The organism is Desulfoluna butyratoxydans, from assembly GCF_900699765.1.
Lineage (GTDB): Bacteria > Desulfobacterota > Desulfobacteria > Desulfobacterales > Desulfolunaceae > Desulfoluna > Desulfoluna butyratoxydans.
On record NZ_CAADHO010000008.1, the window covers coordinates 60,239 to 75,857 of the forward strand.

Sequence of the window (15,619 nt, forward strand, 5' to 3'; positions counted from 1 at the left end):
CCTACTGCCCGTGCCGGTAAATGATATACTGACGCCCCTTGATCTTTTTCCCGGCAAGGCCTTTTTCGGCCTTGTGGGCCTCGCTGCGACGGATGGCCACATACGAATAAAAATCAAAGCAGTCGATCTTGCCCACGGCCTTTCCGGGGATGCCCACATCCTTGGTCAGGGCCCCCAATATATCCCCGGGCCGGAGCTTGCTCTTTCGCCCGCCGTTGATGGACAGGGTCACCATGGAAGGGGCCGGAGCCTCGCCGTCGATGACAGGAAGGGCCGCGGCATCCAGGGGCTCAAAATCGGTTTTCTGCATGGCGTTGATCTCCTCCAGGCGAAACCTCTCCTTGGGGGTCAGCAAGGAAAAGGCCTGTCCCTCCTCCCCGGCACGTCCCGTGCGGCCGATGCGATGGACATACACCTCGGTCTCAAAGGGAAGGTCGTGGTTGATCACCGCATCGAGTCCTTTGATGTCCAGGCCCCTTGCCGCCACGTCCGTTGCCACCAGAATGGGGCAGCTTCCGTTGGAAAAGCGCACCAGCACCTCGGTGCGCTCCTTCTGATCCATGTCCCCGTGAATGGCCAGGGCCGAAAACCCTTTTTTTTGCAACGAAGAGGCCAGGGCCTTGCAATGCAGCTTGGTGTTGCAGAAAACAAGGCACGACGCCGGAGTAAAGGCGGTGAGGATCCCGGCCACGGCCTCGGGCTTGGCGTCCCAGCTTGTTTCATAAAAACGCTGACTGATGACATTTTCTTCATGGGCCACATCCACGGACACGTGCTCTGCATCGGTCTGAAACCTGCGACTCAGCGCCAGGATGGACTCCGGGAAGGTTGCTGAAAAAAGAAGGGTCTGACGCCTTCCCGGCACATGATCCATGATGGCCATGATGCTCTCTTCAAAGCCCACATCAAGCATCCGGTCCGCCTCGTCCAGCACAAGGGTGGTGAGGTGTTTCAGGGAAAGGGTCCCCCGAAGCAGGTGCTGCTCGATGCGGCCCGGGGTCCCCACCACGATATGGGCCTGATGCTCCAGGGAAATCTGCTGGGGCCGAAAAGGAACGCCACCGCAGATACTCACGATCTTGATATTGTGCTTGAAACGGGCGATGCGTCGCAGCTCGCCTGCCACCTGCTCGGCCAGCTCCCGGGTCGGGCACATCACCAGGGCCTGCACCCTGAAGCGTGCCACATCGAGGTTATGGAGAAGCCCGATCCCAAAGGCCGCCGTCTTACCGCTCCCCGTCTTGGCACGGGCCAGAAGGTCTTTGCCCTTCAACACGTGGGGCAGGCTTGCGGCCTGGATGGGGGTCATCTCGTCATACCCCATGGTCCCCAGGTTCTTGATCATCGATTCGGTCAACGGCAAGGCCGTAAATGTGCTCATGGGATATCCCTGTCTAAAAATAATCCAAAACGCCCCCTGGAATGCATCACCCCGGGAAAGCCACCGATTAAAAGCCTTGCAGGTAAATCACAGATTTAAACAAAAAGCCATCCCACACAAAAAGGGACCGTTTTTTTACAGCGCCGACGGTGAGGTATTCACCCGGAACACGTACGAATCCCCCTTGTCCATCAAACCCAAGATTACGAACCGCGTCCCCATGTGGAAAAGGCCTCGGAAAAAAGGGCAGAGAGCCGACCTTGACGAAGCAACAACCGCAGGCAGGTCAATTGACTTTCCCCATAAAACATGAAATAATCTCTTAAATTCAATACATACAGACCTTTTTTACCCACTTTTCCCTCCATACCAAAATAAGCGCAGCTGACTGTCACACATCCGTCAGCGACCCTTTCAGGACCTACAGGCACCTCCCATGGGGCGCCCGAAATGAAGGGGACCGTCAATTCGCGATTCTGCGATTAATCGCCCCCATGGCGGCCCTGTAATGCGCAGGAACAATCTACAGCAACGTTACGAGGGCAGTCATCTTACACCCTCCGGTACGAAGGCATCACCGCCATGGAAAAAACAGCGCCATGTATGTGGCCTTGCTCACGTGAACCGCATTATCAAAATGACAGCTTACCGACCATGCATTCTGGTACTTATCCTTGCAGGAATCCTTTGCTCGGGCCCTTTGTCACCGGCTTCCGCCCGGTGGAGCGGTTCCATCGGCACAGGCTTTTCCCGGACCCAGAGAAGCGGGGACTTAGGCCTGGGGACCCAGGGATTCGGTCCTGTCCATGTGGATGTGGACCTCTCCCCAAGTGATTTCGATGACGTGACAGACACATCCTTCGGCATCGACCTTGCCCTCAGCGACGGCACATGGATGGTCGATTTCTCCCTGGACCTCCTCGAACTTGAAGACAATGCCCCGGAACGGCTGTCCGACGGCATCACCATCCGGTCCAACATGGGATTTGACACCCTCTCCGTGGAACTGACCGTGGGGCGCAACATCTACGAAAGCCGATGGGTAGACCTGGGGCTCCATGGGGGCCTGCGCTACGACCGCCAGGAACTTTCGGTGGACCTTTCCCAAGGCACCGACACCGAGCGGACAGAGGTGGACGAATCTTGGCTGGACCTTCTCATGGGCGCATCGGCTGACGTTCCGTTTGCAGAAAAGTGGCTCTGGAGCAACAAGTTCAATGTGGGATTCGGGGGATCGGAAGGGACCTGGTTTGCCTCCACCGGCGTCACCTGGCGCTTTCACCCGAGCTGGTCCACCGAGGTGTATGGGGAGTTCACAGCCGTTGACTATGAAAACGGAGGCAGGGAAAACACCGACTGGTACCGTTACGATGTGGATGAAATTATCTGGGGAGCCAACGTGCTGTTCCACTGGTAAGGCGTCCACTTAGTCATAAACCGAAGAGGCCCACTCGCCCCCTCTTTCTCAGGTGCTCATGATTCATGCAGGCCCTCTCAACAACCAAGGAAAAAGGTGAAAAAATGAAACGTTCATGGTTCCTGATCACACTGGTCTTTTCCCTGGCAGCCTTCATCATGCCGGTCCACGCCATCCAGCCCATCCCGGAAGAAACCGGCTTTTCGGGATTCGTCAACGTTGGTATCGGTGCCATGGAATTCGAAACCAACATGATCTCCGGCAACGCCATCGGCGATACCGGGGACGATGTCATCACCTCCCTTACGGACAGCCCGGACTCGGAATCCAGTGCCACCCCGGTGCTGAACTTTGAAGCATCGTATACCTTCGCCGAGTCCCGCACCCAGATTTTTGCGGGTAACAGGCTCGAAGACCTGGTCCGGTACGACCTGTCCACCCTGGTGGGTATCCGCCAGGAGCTGAAGGGCAAGAGCATTGTCAGCATCGCCTATGTCTTCACCTCCTTTCCCACAGAGGTATGGGAGGACCCCTACGTGATCAACCAGAAACGGGAAGAGACCGATCGGACCTCCGACGGCCTTCGCCTGGGATACGACAAAATCCTGGGGACCAAGTTCGAGGCGGAGTTCACCTGGCGCGACGTGAGCCTGGACGATGAAACAAGCGGGCAGACCCAGCTCGTCGGCAGTTTAATCACCGCCGATGAAGCCAAGCTCCTGGACCGAAACGGGGACGTTTATGTGACCAAACTCACCTACCCCTTTGCGTTTAGAGAAAAACGCCACGTTATTGTCCCCACCCTGGATTACACCATGTACGACCTTGACGGCGACGCCATGGCCTTTGACCGGTACGGCCTGCTGCTCTCCTACCTTTTCAACACCGAAAAATTCAACCTCATCACCAACCTCTATGTTGGCCGCTCCGAGTTTGATGAAGAGAACCCCATTTACGACAAAACCCGGGAAGACGATGTCGTCGGCGCCAGCCTTTCCGCCTTCTGGAAAAAGTTCCTCGGGGTCCCCAAGATGAGCCTTGTGGGCACCCTCGCACACTACAACAGTGACTCCGACATCGACTTTTACGACACAACCATCACCATGGGCACGGTGTCCGTCCTTTACCGGTTTTAGCACCGCGGTTCATGGTTTCACGAAAGGGGTCACAACACGCCGTAAAAACGATGAATGACATTGTCTATTTTTTTCAAAGACCTGAATTTTTATCCCCAACGAACGGCAATGACGACTTCCATTTTTAGAGTGGCCGTTTTCCCATGAAATATCCGGGCAATATGCCAACACACCGGCCGTCACGAGACGGCCGGTGTCCCATCCCCTCCGGGAAGCCCAATCCCCATGCCCCCCACGGCACCAGCCTGCCCGTTCCGTCGCCTGCCATGCCCGGCCCGGAACCGCTCACCAGAAACCGCCATACAAATGAATACTCATGAAATCTCCGGGCTATTGCTTTAATCAAAAAACTATGATTTGTTCCTGTAGAATTAATTATCAACCCGAGTCAAGAGCCTGCGGCCTGATTCGGGAGCCATCGGATATGCTCACCTGAAACGCCTTACCGGGTTGTTTTGACGTCCCCTCGGACCAATGATATCCCGATGAAATAATGAAACCGCATACAGCAACAAGGACATAACATGCCTTCTTTACCTGAAAAAGTCAGCAAAGCCTGGGACAACCACCAGGGCCCCGTCATTTTGACCACCGTGGATGAAGCCGGAACGCCCAACGCCATCTACGCCACCTGCGTCTCCAAATACGATGAAGAGACCCTGGTGGTGGCCAACAACTACTTTTCCAAAACGTTGAAAAACATCCAGTCCGGCAGCAAAGGCTCCATGCTCTTCATCACCAACGAAGGGGCAGCCTACCAGGTTAAGGGCTCCATTGAGTACCACACCGATGGTGCGATCTTTGACGACATGAAGAGCTGGAACCCGGAAAAACACCCGGGACATGCAGCCACGGCCCTCAAGGTCGAGGCGGTCTTCGCAGGGGCTGAGCAGCTTCTGTAAAAGCCCCACCCCGCCCCAACACTAAAAACCCAACGGCGCCCCACTGCCGCTGGGTTTTTCTTTTTACCTGCCGCCCTTAACTCGGCTCGCCCGAAGGGTGAGAAAACCGAGCAGAAAACCGGAAGTGACATGTTGCGCTTTTGACGTGCCGGTTTCTCACGAAATTTCCGAGCTAAACGTCCCCTGCCCCCCTTATTTTCATGGTCTGCCGCCATGCCACAAGGTTGCATACGCCGCCGCAACAACGTATGAATGGTATCCGCTGACATAAACGCCGCTCACGTCACGGGAGCCCCATATCACCGGAACCGCCATGTGTTCCGTTGGCCCGCCCCCGGGACAGTCGGCCAAACCGGATCATTGCCATGATGCCCTTTGACATGAAGACGTCCATCTTCACCTACATCCTCGTCAACCACATATACAGCTTGGTTCTGGGCGTCGTCTGGTACCGGAACCGAACACGCCGCTGGGGCATCGGCTTCTTTTTCGCCGATTTTGTGTTGAAGTCTGCGGGAATGACCCTGGCCTGCCTGCGGCACACCCCCCCCCACGCCATCTCCATTGTCGCGGCCAACACCCTGATGTTTTCCGGCACCATCTTCATGCTCTTCGGCACGGCACGGTTTTTCGGGGTCCGGCTCCGCGCAAGGCCCTACGTTCTGTACGTTATCCTGTTCACAGCCCTCTACGCCTTCTTTGCCCTCATCCGCCCTGACATCAGGGTGCGCATCGTCCTCTTCTCGGGCATGCTGCTCCCTGTGGTCTCACACAGTGCCTGGATCGTCTTTTCCTGCCCGGACAGGGAGTTAAAAAACCATGGTGTCCCCGCAGGCGTTACCTTTGCGCTCTTTGCCGCCGTCTTTTTCGCTCGCGTTGTCTTCGCCCTCACAGGGGACCCCATCGCCAGCTACTTTCACCAGCCCATCATGGACAGCGTCCTGACACTCCTTTGCCAGGTTCTCTCCGTTTTCCTGGCCTACTCGCTGCTGCTCATGATCAGCAACAGGTCCACCGGCCAGCTGCACAGGGAGACACCTCCAATGACGCCGCAGGAGCCGGGGGCTGATACCCCGGCCCCCTGGATCGGCTACCGCTTGTATCGTAGGATTTTCCCCTTAAAGGGGCTCTTCAGATAGGACTCTGGATTAACGGGCTTGCTCTGGCTGTGGGAATACCCCAGAAGGGCCATTTTCTTGCTGAACCGGGCCTGCTCGCCACGGCCCGGATCCACGAGGATCACTTCACAATGGGGCTTGGCATGCTGATCGATAAAACGGGACAACAGGTCGGCATGGTCTCGTTCGTACAGGAGATCGCTCCCGGTGATGAGGTCAAATGTCCCCAGCCTCGTGTCGTTGTCCCCCCATCCCGTGCGGACAAAGGGGATCTTCCGCCCCTTGTTGATTCTCACGTTTTCCAGAAGGAAGTCAGACACCTCAGGATGGTAGTCCGTGGCGGTGATGTCCGCATGACGATGGTTCAACACCAGGCTCGTCAAGGCAATGCCGCAGCCCACCTCAAGGATGCGCTTTCCTTCGATTTCAAAATCCACCATGAAATGAGCCAGAACTTCGCTGGACGCCCAGATCACACCGAACAGTGGCCAGGTGGCGGATGATATGCCCAGTTTTTCTGCAACCCCGCCGACATCTTCATATTGCTGTCTATCGCGTAACGTCCGTATATGAATATCCATACCATCGAATTCCATGGTTTGATAACGAACACGTACCGAAGTCATAAGATTCCTGCTTTATGGGTAATACGCAGCACGCTGATCTTGATCGCCCGTTGCTACGCTTATATCTACCCTACACCCATTGGAAGTATTTAGCCAATGAATAGCCAAAAGAATTTCCAGCCCTGTATCCGGTAAAAAGACCGGTCCTACAACGACAAGAACACATAAAACACACTAAAAACAACAAGCAGTTACACAGACAGCACCCCATAAAACCCACCACAACACAATGCCAAAGCTGTTCACTATCCACTCGACACCTGATTACTGGGCACAAACAAACCAGTCGTTCATTTTCTGAAAACAACACCCTCACAAGCAAGTATTATTAGACATTACACCACAAAGAAAAAACCGTCACCCATAGCATGGCCACACATTTTCTTTAAAATCGTGCAAAAGTTCAGCAGGCATTTCGAGATGCCATGCACGACCTGCACCCTGACCCAGATATTTCACGAGCCGGGTACACCCATGTTCAAGGCAACAGAGCTGCAGAGGCAATGAGTTGACTCAAAACTCTGATAACGCGAATAATTGAGTGCACTTCGCTCGCCTCAAAGGTGAGAAAAGCGGTCTAAAAACGATGAATGACATATTACTAAATCGGTTCAGTCGTTTTCACATGAAATATCCGAGCTATGGCACATTGCTGAAAAGCAGCCCCCGAAAAATGAAGCGTACCCTCTCACAGGTCGGCCGAGATCGCTTTGGTTTTGCCGCAAGCCCCGTAACCAAAAAGGCCACGACGCCTTTGGGTTTCGCAGGGCAATCTCTGCTCCGAATTTTTTTGTGTTTGTTTTGAGTTGTTTGATTCTGATTCTTTCATCGTTGATAATTCACTGACGAATTATTCATTAAAGTTCCCTGCCAGGTAATCCGAAACACCGTTTATTAACTTTATGAAATTTTTTATACAAACAATCTCAACCACCCAAAACTGCGTTTACATTAAGAGCGAAAGGATTTTGAATGTTTTTAGCGGTAAGCCTGAGAACAAAACTGATCGGCGGATTTTCACTTCTTGTGGCGGTGCTTCTGGTTGTAGGTAGCGGCGGGTATTTAAGCTTGGACAGAGTTATTCGGCAGGCTGGACAAGGCTATACCACACTGGAACTTGATGCAGAACTCAATAACCTCTCCAGTAATCAAGCGTATTATGCAAAAGATGGGGATATCGAGCAGTTCCAAAGGCTGAACAAAGGAATGGAGCTCGTTCACTCAAAACTTGACGAATTGGAAGAATCCTCTCTGGATAATGAGGCGTTGACAAAGATAGAAACGGGACGCCAGCTTTACGTTCAAAAATTGACATCACTTAGGGACGCTAAAGAAAAAAAAGCAGAATTGAGTGAATTGCTGCGGACAACTGCGAGCAAGGTAAAAGCGAAGAGTCTTGAAGAGTACGAACTCATTGAAGAGTCCATTCGCAAAGAGGTTCTGCACAACAGCAACTACCAACTGAAAAAAACGGCATTTGCCTCCGTCAGAAACTTAGTGGATGTTGCCCACGACGCTGTTTCCGCAATGCATTCTTCAGGCTTATCCCGAAAAAAAGCCCTGGATGTGTTACGAAAAATGCACTTTGGGACTGGAAACTATTTTTTTGTATTGCAAAAGGACTATACCCTTATAGCCCATGGGGCTGATCGCACATTGGAAGGCTCTGACTTTTCGACGGTTCAGGATAAGAATACCGGCAAAACATTTATGGTTGATTTGGTCAAAGGGGCTGTCAGCGATGGCCTATCCATCACAGAGTACTCTTGGCCCAAGCCAAATAAAGGGAACACGTTATTTCCTAAAGCAACTGTGGCACAATATTATGAACCCTGGGACTTAGTGATTTGTGCCGGAGTGTACATGGATGATCTTGTGATGGTCGGACAGGAACTTGGCGAAGTCATAGAAGACGGTTTTAGTCGCTTTGAAGATATCAGCGCGCTGAATAGTACGCTGACGGATGCTCGTATAGCAGCTTTTAGTTATCTGACCTTCAATTCAGACCCACATAGGGTCAATGAAATTTTGAAAGGTCTTATCGATATGGATACCGCAACCGACAGCATTCGCGCCTTGGCAACTGAATACATAACCACCTGGAACAGTTATGTAACCTTGGTTGAACTCGAAAAAACCATTGGCATAGATGCCCACAACCTAATTGAAGACGCATCCAATACCATGCATGTCATGGCTGTAAACTCTGAAACGGCATTTGTGCAGTCAGCTTCATGGGGAAAAACCGGCATCGTACTGTTTACCCTTATTGGAGCTGTTTTGGCTGTGGGAGCTGCCTTGGTACTGATTGTCTCCATTACGCGTCCGCTAAAACAGACCTGCACGATGCTTAGGGATATCGCCGAAGGAGATGGGGACCTCACCCAGCGACTGGTTGTAGCCAGCCGCGACGAGCTGGGAGAGATGGCCAACTGGTTCAACACCTTTGTGGAAAATCTCCAGCAGATGATCCGGGACATCGCGGGCAACTCAGAAACCCTTTCCGCATCCTCTTCCAAACTGACAGGGCTTGCGGGTCGCATGGCTCAGGGCGCCGAAGCCTCGTCTTCCAAGTCTCACACCGTAGCAGCTGCCTCGGAGCAAATGAGCAGCAACATGGAAGATGTGGCCCGCGAGACCGAACAGTCTTCCGGCAATCTCAACGCCATGGCGTCTGCTACTGAAGAGATGACCTCAACCATCGGTGAAATATCCCATAACTCCGAGTCAGCACGAGACATCACCGGACAGGCTGTGAACCAGACGCGTCGGGCCAAAAAGAAGGTAGGGGATCTAGGTGATGCTGCCCAGGCCATCGGAAAAGTCACGGAGACCATCGGTGAAATCTCAGAGCAGATCAACCTGCTGGCCCTGAATGCTACAATTGAAGCAGCTCGGGCCGGAGACGCGGGCAAAGGCTTTGCCGTTGTGGCAGATGAAATCAAAGAGCTGGCAAAACAGACCGCCATCTCCAACCAAGAAGTTAAGGAGCGAATCAGCGGGGTGCAGGCGTCAACGGAGGAGACCGTGACCGAGATTGATGCCATCACCAAAATCGTGGACCAAGTAAACCAAATCGTTATAACCATTGCTGCAGCCATTGAAGAGCAGTCCGTCACCACAACCGAGATCTCCGGCAATATAAACAAAGCCTCTTCTGGGATCCAGACCGTCTCTGACAAAATTCTGGAAAGTACCCAAGTTTCAAGGGATATGGCAAGGCAGATCTCTCACGTGAATACCACTGCAGAAGAGATGACCGATGTCAGTACACAGGTAAGAAACAACGCAACTGAACTCCAGAGCCTTGCAGACAAGCTGACCTCCCTTGTGGGTCGGTTCAGGGTATAGTCATATTGGAGGCATGCGTTCACCCACGCTGCGAATAGGCAAGGCGTTTGTCATTTGGAGTTCACTCACTTTGCAATCGACCACAACCCTTTTCTGGACAGTATCCGCAGCTCTGTCCAGAAAAGGAAAACCGGTACGTTTTTTTGAGTTTTTTTAAGGACCATCCTATGCCGGACATTTCAAAAAATGACGACTTATATTTTTGGAGTGATCGTTTTCTCAGGAAATATCCGGTCTATGGCCTCTCAGTTGAATAATGTCTTCACACCCTGATGATCCGGGTCTGCTCACTTGACATCTTCATCCGCCGAGCTATAGTTGCAAAAAATAGGAATCAGAAACACCTACCGCTGTGGTCGGGACACGATTTTTCATGCACACTCATGGAACTGCCGTATGAGCCGCCTTCATCACCTAATACAATACACCGGCCTATTAGGTAGTCCGGTTATCGAATCGTGTAAAGTCAGACTATGAAATACGTTATTCGTACAATGTATCTTCTTTATATCCTGCTACTTCTCATACCCCGTCCTGGGTACAGTTCAGACAGCCCTATTACTTTACGTGTAGGGATCTGCGAGGCTCGACCATTCTGCTTTACAGATACCGACGGCACCCCACGGGGACTTTACCCTGACCTGATCAACCACATCGCCGCCCAGGAACAGTGGGACATCACGTTTATTTACGGTACCTGGGAGCAGGGGCTGGAACGATTACAGAAGGAAGAGATCGACCTGATCACCGCCATTGCCTTTTCCCCCGAACGCAGCCTCACCATGGACTTCAACCAAGAATCGGTATTTGAAGAGTGGGGACAGGTCTTTATAAAACAGGGAAGCCCCATTCGCTCCATTCAAAACCTTGAAGGAAAACGCGTGGCCGTAACGGCCAAAGATATCAGCGGTATCAACTTCCAAAAAACCGCAAAAAAACTGGGCATCACCTGCCACATCAAGGAATATCCATCCTCCACAGCGGTCTTTGCTTCGGTAAGAGAAGGAAAGGTTGATGCAGGGGTTGCCACGCAGCTTAACGGGCTCTACCGGTCCCACGGACCGTCCCTGGTCCCAAGCCCCATTCAGTTTTCGCCATTTTCCATTGCTTTTGCCGCAAAAAAAGGCCTCCAGGGAGACACTCTATCCACCATCGACCGATACCTCACTCAATGGAAGAATCAAACGGACTCGTTCTACGATCAATGCATCACCCACTGGACAGGTCTGACAGCCTATGAAAAAACGGTGACTCAGCGATGGCCATTGCTGGCGGTGGTTATCATTGCCATGGTATCGGCCATGCTGTTCTACCTGAACAGGGCCCTGAAGCTCACCGTCACGAACCGCACCCGGGAACTGGAATACCAGAAAAAACTGTACAAGGACCTTGTGGAGAGCGCCAACAGCATCGTCCTCAGGATGGACAAATACGGCCGTGTCCTGTTCCTCAACCGCTTCGGCCTGGAGCTCTTCGGCTACACGCGGGAAGAGATATACGGACGCAACGTCCTGGGCACGATCATCTCCCCGGAGGCAGCCCGGGCCCTGCACATCAACAACCTCGACAATGAGACCTTCGACCTGCTGGAGAGCCATGCCCTCATTGAAAATGAAAACACCTGCAAGGACGGACGCACGGTCTATATCCAGTGGAGCAACCGGGCCATCACCGACGACCTGGGCCGTTTCCAGGAGATCCTGAGCATCGGTATAGACATCAGCCAGCGCCGCCAGCTGGAGACCAGCCTCTACCAGGCCCAGAAGATGGAAGCCATCGGCACCCTGGCCGGAGGCATCGCCCACGACTTCAACAACATCCTGACGGTGATCTTCGGCTACACCGAACTGGCCCAGCTTCATCTCAACACCCCGAAAAAAGTCAAAGAGGCCCTGGAACAGATCACCCAGGGGGGCTTAAGGGCCAAGGAGCTGGTCTCCCAGATCCTCACCTTCAGCAGGAAGACCGAACCGGAAAAGCAATCCCTCCAGCCCCTGTTAATCATCAAGGAAACCGTGAAACTCCTGAGGCCATCCCTGCCGTCCACCATCGACATCGAGAGCATTATCCAGTCCAAAAGCCTCATTCACGCAGACCCCACCCAGATTCACCAGGTCATCATGAACCTGTGCACCAACGCCTACCATGCCATGGAAACCACCGGGGGCACCCTTCGCGTGTCCCTGACGGATGTCTGTATCGACGCCCCGATATCCGACGCGCCCTATGCCCCGGGGGAGTACATCCTCCTTGAGGTCTCCGATACAGGCTGCGGCATCGACCAGAGACACCTTGCGCATATCTTTGACCCGTACTTCACCACCAAGGAAAAGGGAAAAGGGACGGGCCTGGGACTCTCCGTGGTCCACGCCATCGTCAAAGAGCATCATGGGCACATCAGCGTGCACAGCCAGCCCGGGGTCGGCACCACCTTTAAAATCCACGTCCCACGCCTCCACCAGAAAAACGGCCCTGCCCTCTCCTCCCCCGACCAGGGACAGCCAGGCGGCGCCAACGAGACAATCCTTGTGGTGGACGACGAAAAGAAAATCACGGACAGCCTCTCGGACCTTCTCTGTCTGCACGGCTACGCAACGCGGACCTTCACCGACGGTGCCCGTGCCCTGGCCTGCTTCAAGGAGGCACCGGACACCTTCGACCTGGTCCTTACCGACGTCACCATGCCCGGCATGACCGGCATGGAACTGATCCGTGAAATAACCGCCATCCGCCCGGGACTCCCGGCCCTCCTCTTCTCGGGGTACAGCACCCCCCCGGACGACTTTCTGACGGATCTCGGCAACACCGATTACCTCCAGAAGCCCATGGACACCGGCACGCTGCTGGAAAAAATCAGGGCGCAGCTGATCCGTGACACAGCCGAACCCGATGCCGCGCCAGAAGCCCCCTGAGCGATACCAATCCGCCAGAAATAAAAAAGCCCCGCCGTCTTTCGACGGCGGGGCTTTTTTTGCGAGCTGCAACCCTCGGAAGGGAAAAAGGGCTACAGCTCGTCCGTGGTGGAGAGGTAGATGGAATGCTTTTCGATCTCCTCGGCGTTCATGCTGCCGAAGGTCTCTTTGATATACCCCAGGGTTTTGTAGGCCAGCACGGTGAAGATAGGCATCATGGGAACGATGATCAGCACCGGAAAGGACTTGAGGATATTCAGGTTGGCATGGATCAGGAGGAACACAATGGGAATAACGGTCAGAAGCAGGCACCAGAAAAGGCGAAACATGGGAGAGACGTTGGCGTCGTTGTCCAGCCGCTTGGTGGCGATCCCTGCAAGGGAGTAGGAGGTCCCGTCAAGGGTGGTGACGGTGAACAGAACCATGGTGACAAGGTAAATCAGGGTCATCAGGCCCGGAAACGGTGTCTGTCCGAAGGCTGCCTTCACAAGCTCTGTGGGCTGCCCGCTGTTGATCAGACCCACGGCATCAACGGCGCCGGTGTTCTGAAGGTTCATGGTAAAGGTGCCGCACACCCCAAAGATCAGGCAGGTCCCCAGGGTCCCTGCCCCCACAAGGATAAGAATCACATCACGGAGCCTGTGTCCTTTGGAAATCTTGGTGATAAACACCCCGATACCCGGAGAATAGGAGATCCAGTTTGCCAGGAAAAAGATGGTCCAGTACTGAGGAAACAAAGAGCTGCCGAAGGGGTCGGTGTTGGTGCTCATGCGGATGTACTTGCTCAGCATCACACCGATACCGTTGGTGGTGTTGTTCAAAATAAGGGCCGTGGGACCGACAATGAACACCAGGCACACAAGCCCTGCACAGATATAGATGGTGGCGTTGCTCAACCGGGCCATGCCTTTTTCAATGCCGATGTAGGAGCTCAAGGAGAAGACCACGGAAAGAGCCAGGATCACGCCGATCCCCAAAAACAGGTTATCGGGAATACCGGTGAGCTGGCTTAAGTTGGCCGAGATCATGGGAATACCCAGGCCCAGGGTCAGGGCCGTGGCCGCCAGGGTCGTGATGATGAACAAAAGGTCGATGAGCTTTTGGGCCCACAGGGGCAAGGCGTCGTTGAACATGCTATTCACCACACCGCTCAAGCTCATCTTGCGGCTGCGCTTGATATAGAAGACAACGCTGAAGGGAATGGCCACGATCAGGTAGGTAAACCACCCGGCCGCGCCCCAGTGGAACATGTTGTAGGCGGCCGCGTACTCCATGGACATGGCCTTGTCCACAATGCCGAACTGAGGATCCATGTAATAATAGATACTCTCGATGAACGCCCAGTACATGGTACTGGCACCCATGCCGGCAGAAAGGGCCATGGCAAAGAGCTGAAACTTATTGAAGGCGGGCTTGTCGCCCCCTAAACGAATGTTGCCGTATTTGGACAGGGCAAGGAACAGCAGGACAACCGTCGCAAACACGGTGTACCACAGAAATCCGGTGCCCAGGTTCACCACGGTAAAGTTGAGCATGGAGCCCATGGTGCCCTTGACGGAATCCGGGTAAAGGACAGCCAACACCCCCAGCAGCAGGACACAGGAGAAACTTACCAGGGTAAGTTTCAGGTCTACTTCAAACTTACTGAATTTCATCTCCGCTCCTTATTCAAACACGTAGCTTGCGATGGACGCCTCTTTGACGGCGTCCCAATCCATGTCGACCCCCAGGCCGTTGCCTTCCGGGGCGTGAACATACCCTTCCTTGTCGGTTCGGATGGGGGTATTGCTCCCCAGCTCAAAGCTTTCGTAAGGATAGAACTGCTCAAAGTAGTTGCAGTTGTGGTGGGCCAGGGCCACGTGCAGGTTGGCGGCCTGGGTGATGGTGTAGCCCATGCTCTGGATCTCAAGGCGCTTGGAATGGCCTTCGGCAATGGCAAAACACTTGTTCAAAGGCGTGATACCGCCACACACCGTGGCATCCTGGCGCACATCGGACCAGAAACCGTTGCCCAGGGCGTAGGTCACCTCCTGGAGAGTGAGCAGGCAGTTTCCGTGGCTGGAGATCTCAAGATCCGTCTTATCCACAAGGCGCTGATAGGTCTTGTAATCGTAATCGGAGACAGGGGCCTCGAGCCACTCCCAGTCGTAACGCTCCATGAGCCGGGCCATCTTCATGGCCTCCTCCGGGGAATAGAAGGTGGCAGTATCCAGCATAAAGCGGATCCCGGTGTCCTTGTAGCGTTCCTGCACGGCGTTGACCAGGGCCAGGTCTTTCTTGAAAACACAGTAGCAGTGCAGCTTGATGGCGGTAAAACCGTGCGCGATACACTCGTCGATGTAGGGCATGTACTCTTCAACGGTGTCGAACATGGGGGTGGAGGCGTAGGAGAGCATCTTGGTCCTCGCCCCGCCCAGGAGCATGTAGAGCGGCATGCCGGCTTTTTTGCCCTTGATGTCCCAGGCTGCGATGTCGATGGGGGACTTGGCGGGCAGGCCGCCCCAAGTACAACGGGACATAAGCCAGGAGTAAAGCTCCTCGGTCATCAGGGGGTTCTTGCCGATAAGCCCGGGGACCACCGTTCGCATGGCCTCGATGATGCACCGGTCAAAATCGTTTTCGGTGTAACTGATGGTGGCCCCCACACCCTCGGTGCCGTCTTCCGTGACAAGGCGCACTATGTTGTTGGTGTAAAGCAGGGGTTCCTGGTTGTCCGCCCATGGGATGGGAGGCGCTTCACGGTCTGCGACGGCATATAACTCCACTCGATTGATCC

Annotated in this window: 10 protein-coding genes; 6 read left to right on the plus strand and 4 right to left on the minus strand. The window is 54.0% G+C overall.

Going from position 1 to position 15,619, the window contains the following annotated elements; all coding sequences use genetic code 11:
* Nucleotide 1: 1 nt before the first annotated feature.
* On the minus strand, nt 2-1,381 hold the full coding sequence (gene dbpA, locus MSL71_RS19415) for an ATP-dependent RNA helicase DbpA (RefSeq protein ID WP_180143639.1): 1,380 nt from the start codon (nt 1,379-1,381) through the stop codon (nt 2-4).
* 619 nt (nt 1,382-2,000) lie between these two features.
* Between dbpA and MSL71_RS19420 the strand changes: the two genes are divergently transcribed.
* The 4 genes from MSL71_RS19420 (at nt 2,001) to MSL71_RS19435 (ending at nt 5,975) form a co-directional block, all read left to right on the plus strand.
* Nucleotides 2,001-2,798, plus strand: a complete 798-nt coding sequence (locus tag MSL71_RS19420; protein WP_180143641.1) for a hypothetical protein — start codon at nt 2,001-2,003, stop codon at nt 2,796-2,798.
* 104 nt (nt 2,799-2,902) lie between these two features.
* A complete protein-coding gene (locus MSL71_RS19425; RefSeq protein ID WP_180143643.1) occupies nt 2,903-3,934 on the plus strand; it encodes a DUF2860 family protein in 1,032 nt (343 codons plus the stop codon).
* A gap of 524 nt (nt 3,935-4,458) precedes the next feature.
* A complete protein-coding gene (locus MSL71_RS19430) occupies nt 4,459-4,836 on the plus strand; it encodes a pyridoxamine 5'-phosphate oxidase family protein (RefSeq protein ID WP_180143645.1) in 378 nt (125 codons plus the stop codon).
* Nucleotides 4,837-5,201: 365 nt separating this feature from the next.
* Nucleotides 5,202-5,975 carry a hypothetical protein gene (locus tag MSL71_RS19435; protein ID WP_180143647.1) on the plus strand — a complete coding sequence of 258 codons (774 nt, stop codon included), beginning with the start codon at nt 5,202-5,204 and terminating at the stop codon, nt 5,973-5,975.
* On the opposite strand, the gene MSL71_RS19440 is transcribed toward MSL71_RS19435, so the two are convergent.
* A complete protein-coding gene (locus tag MSL71_RS19440) occupies nt 5,927-6,535 on the minus strand; it encodes a class I SAM-dependent methyltransferase (protein ID WP_246317835.1) in 609 nt (202 codons plus the stop codon). The two genes, MSL71_RS19435 and MSL71_RS19440, sit on opposite strands and share 49 nt — an antisense overlap.
* 1,017 nt (nt 6,536-7,552) lie before the next feature.
* Here MSL71_RS19440 and MSL71_RS19445 point away from each other — a divergent pair.
* Together MSL71_RS19445 and MSL71_RS19450 are read left to right on the plus strand one after the other, a co-directional pair.
* A complete protein-coding gene (locus tag MSL71_RS19445) occupies nt 7,553-9,931 on the plus strand; it encodes a methyl-accepting chemotaxis protein (protein WP_180143651.1) in 2,379 nt (792 codons plus the stop codon).
* Between the two features lie 473 nt (nt 9,932-10,404).
* Nucleotides 10,405-12,843, plus strand: a complete 2,439-nt coding sequence (locus tag MSL71_RS19450; RefSeq protein ID WP_180143653.1) for an ATP-binding protein — start codon at nt 10,405-10,407, stop codon at nt 12,841-12,843.
* A gap of 92 nt (nt 12,844-12,935) precedes the next feature.
* On the opposite strand, the gene MSL71_RS19455 is transcribed toward MSL71_RS19450, so the two are convergent.
* Entirely contained in the window at nt 12,936-14,498 is a 1,563-nt protein-coding gene (locus MSL71_RS19455) for a BCCT family transporter (RefSeq protein WP_180143654.1), read from the minus strand.
* A gap of 9 nt (nt 14,499-14,507) precedes the next feature.
* Nucleotides 14,508-15,608, minus strand: a complete 1,101-nt coding sequence (locus tag MSL71_RS19460) for a mandelate racemase/muconate lactonizing enzyme family protein (RefSeq protein ID WP_218951082.1) — start codon at nt 15,606-15,608, stop codon at nt 14,508-14,510.
* Nucleotides 15,609-15,619 lie beyond the last annotated feature (11 nt).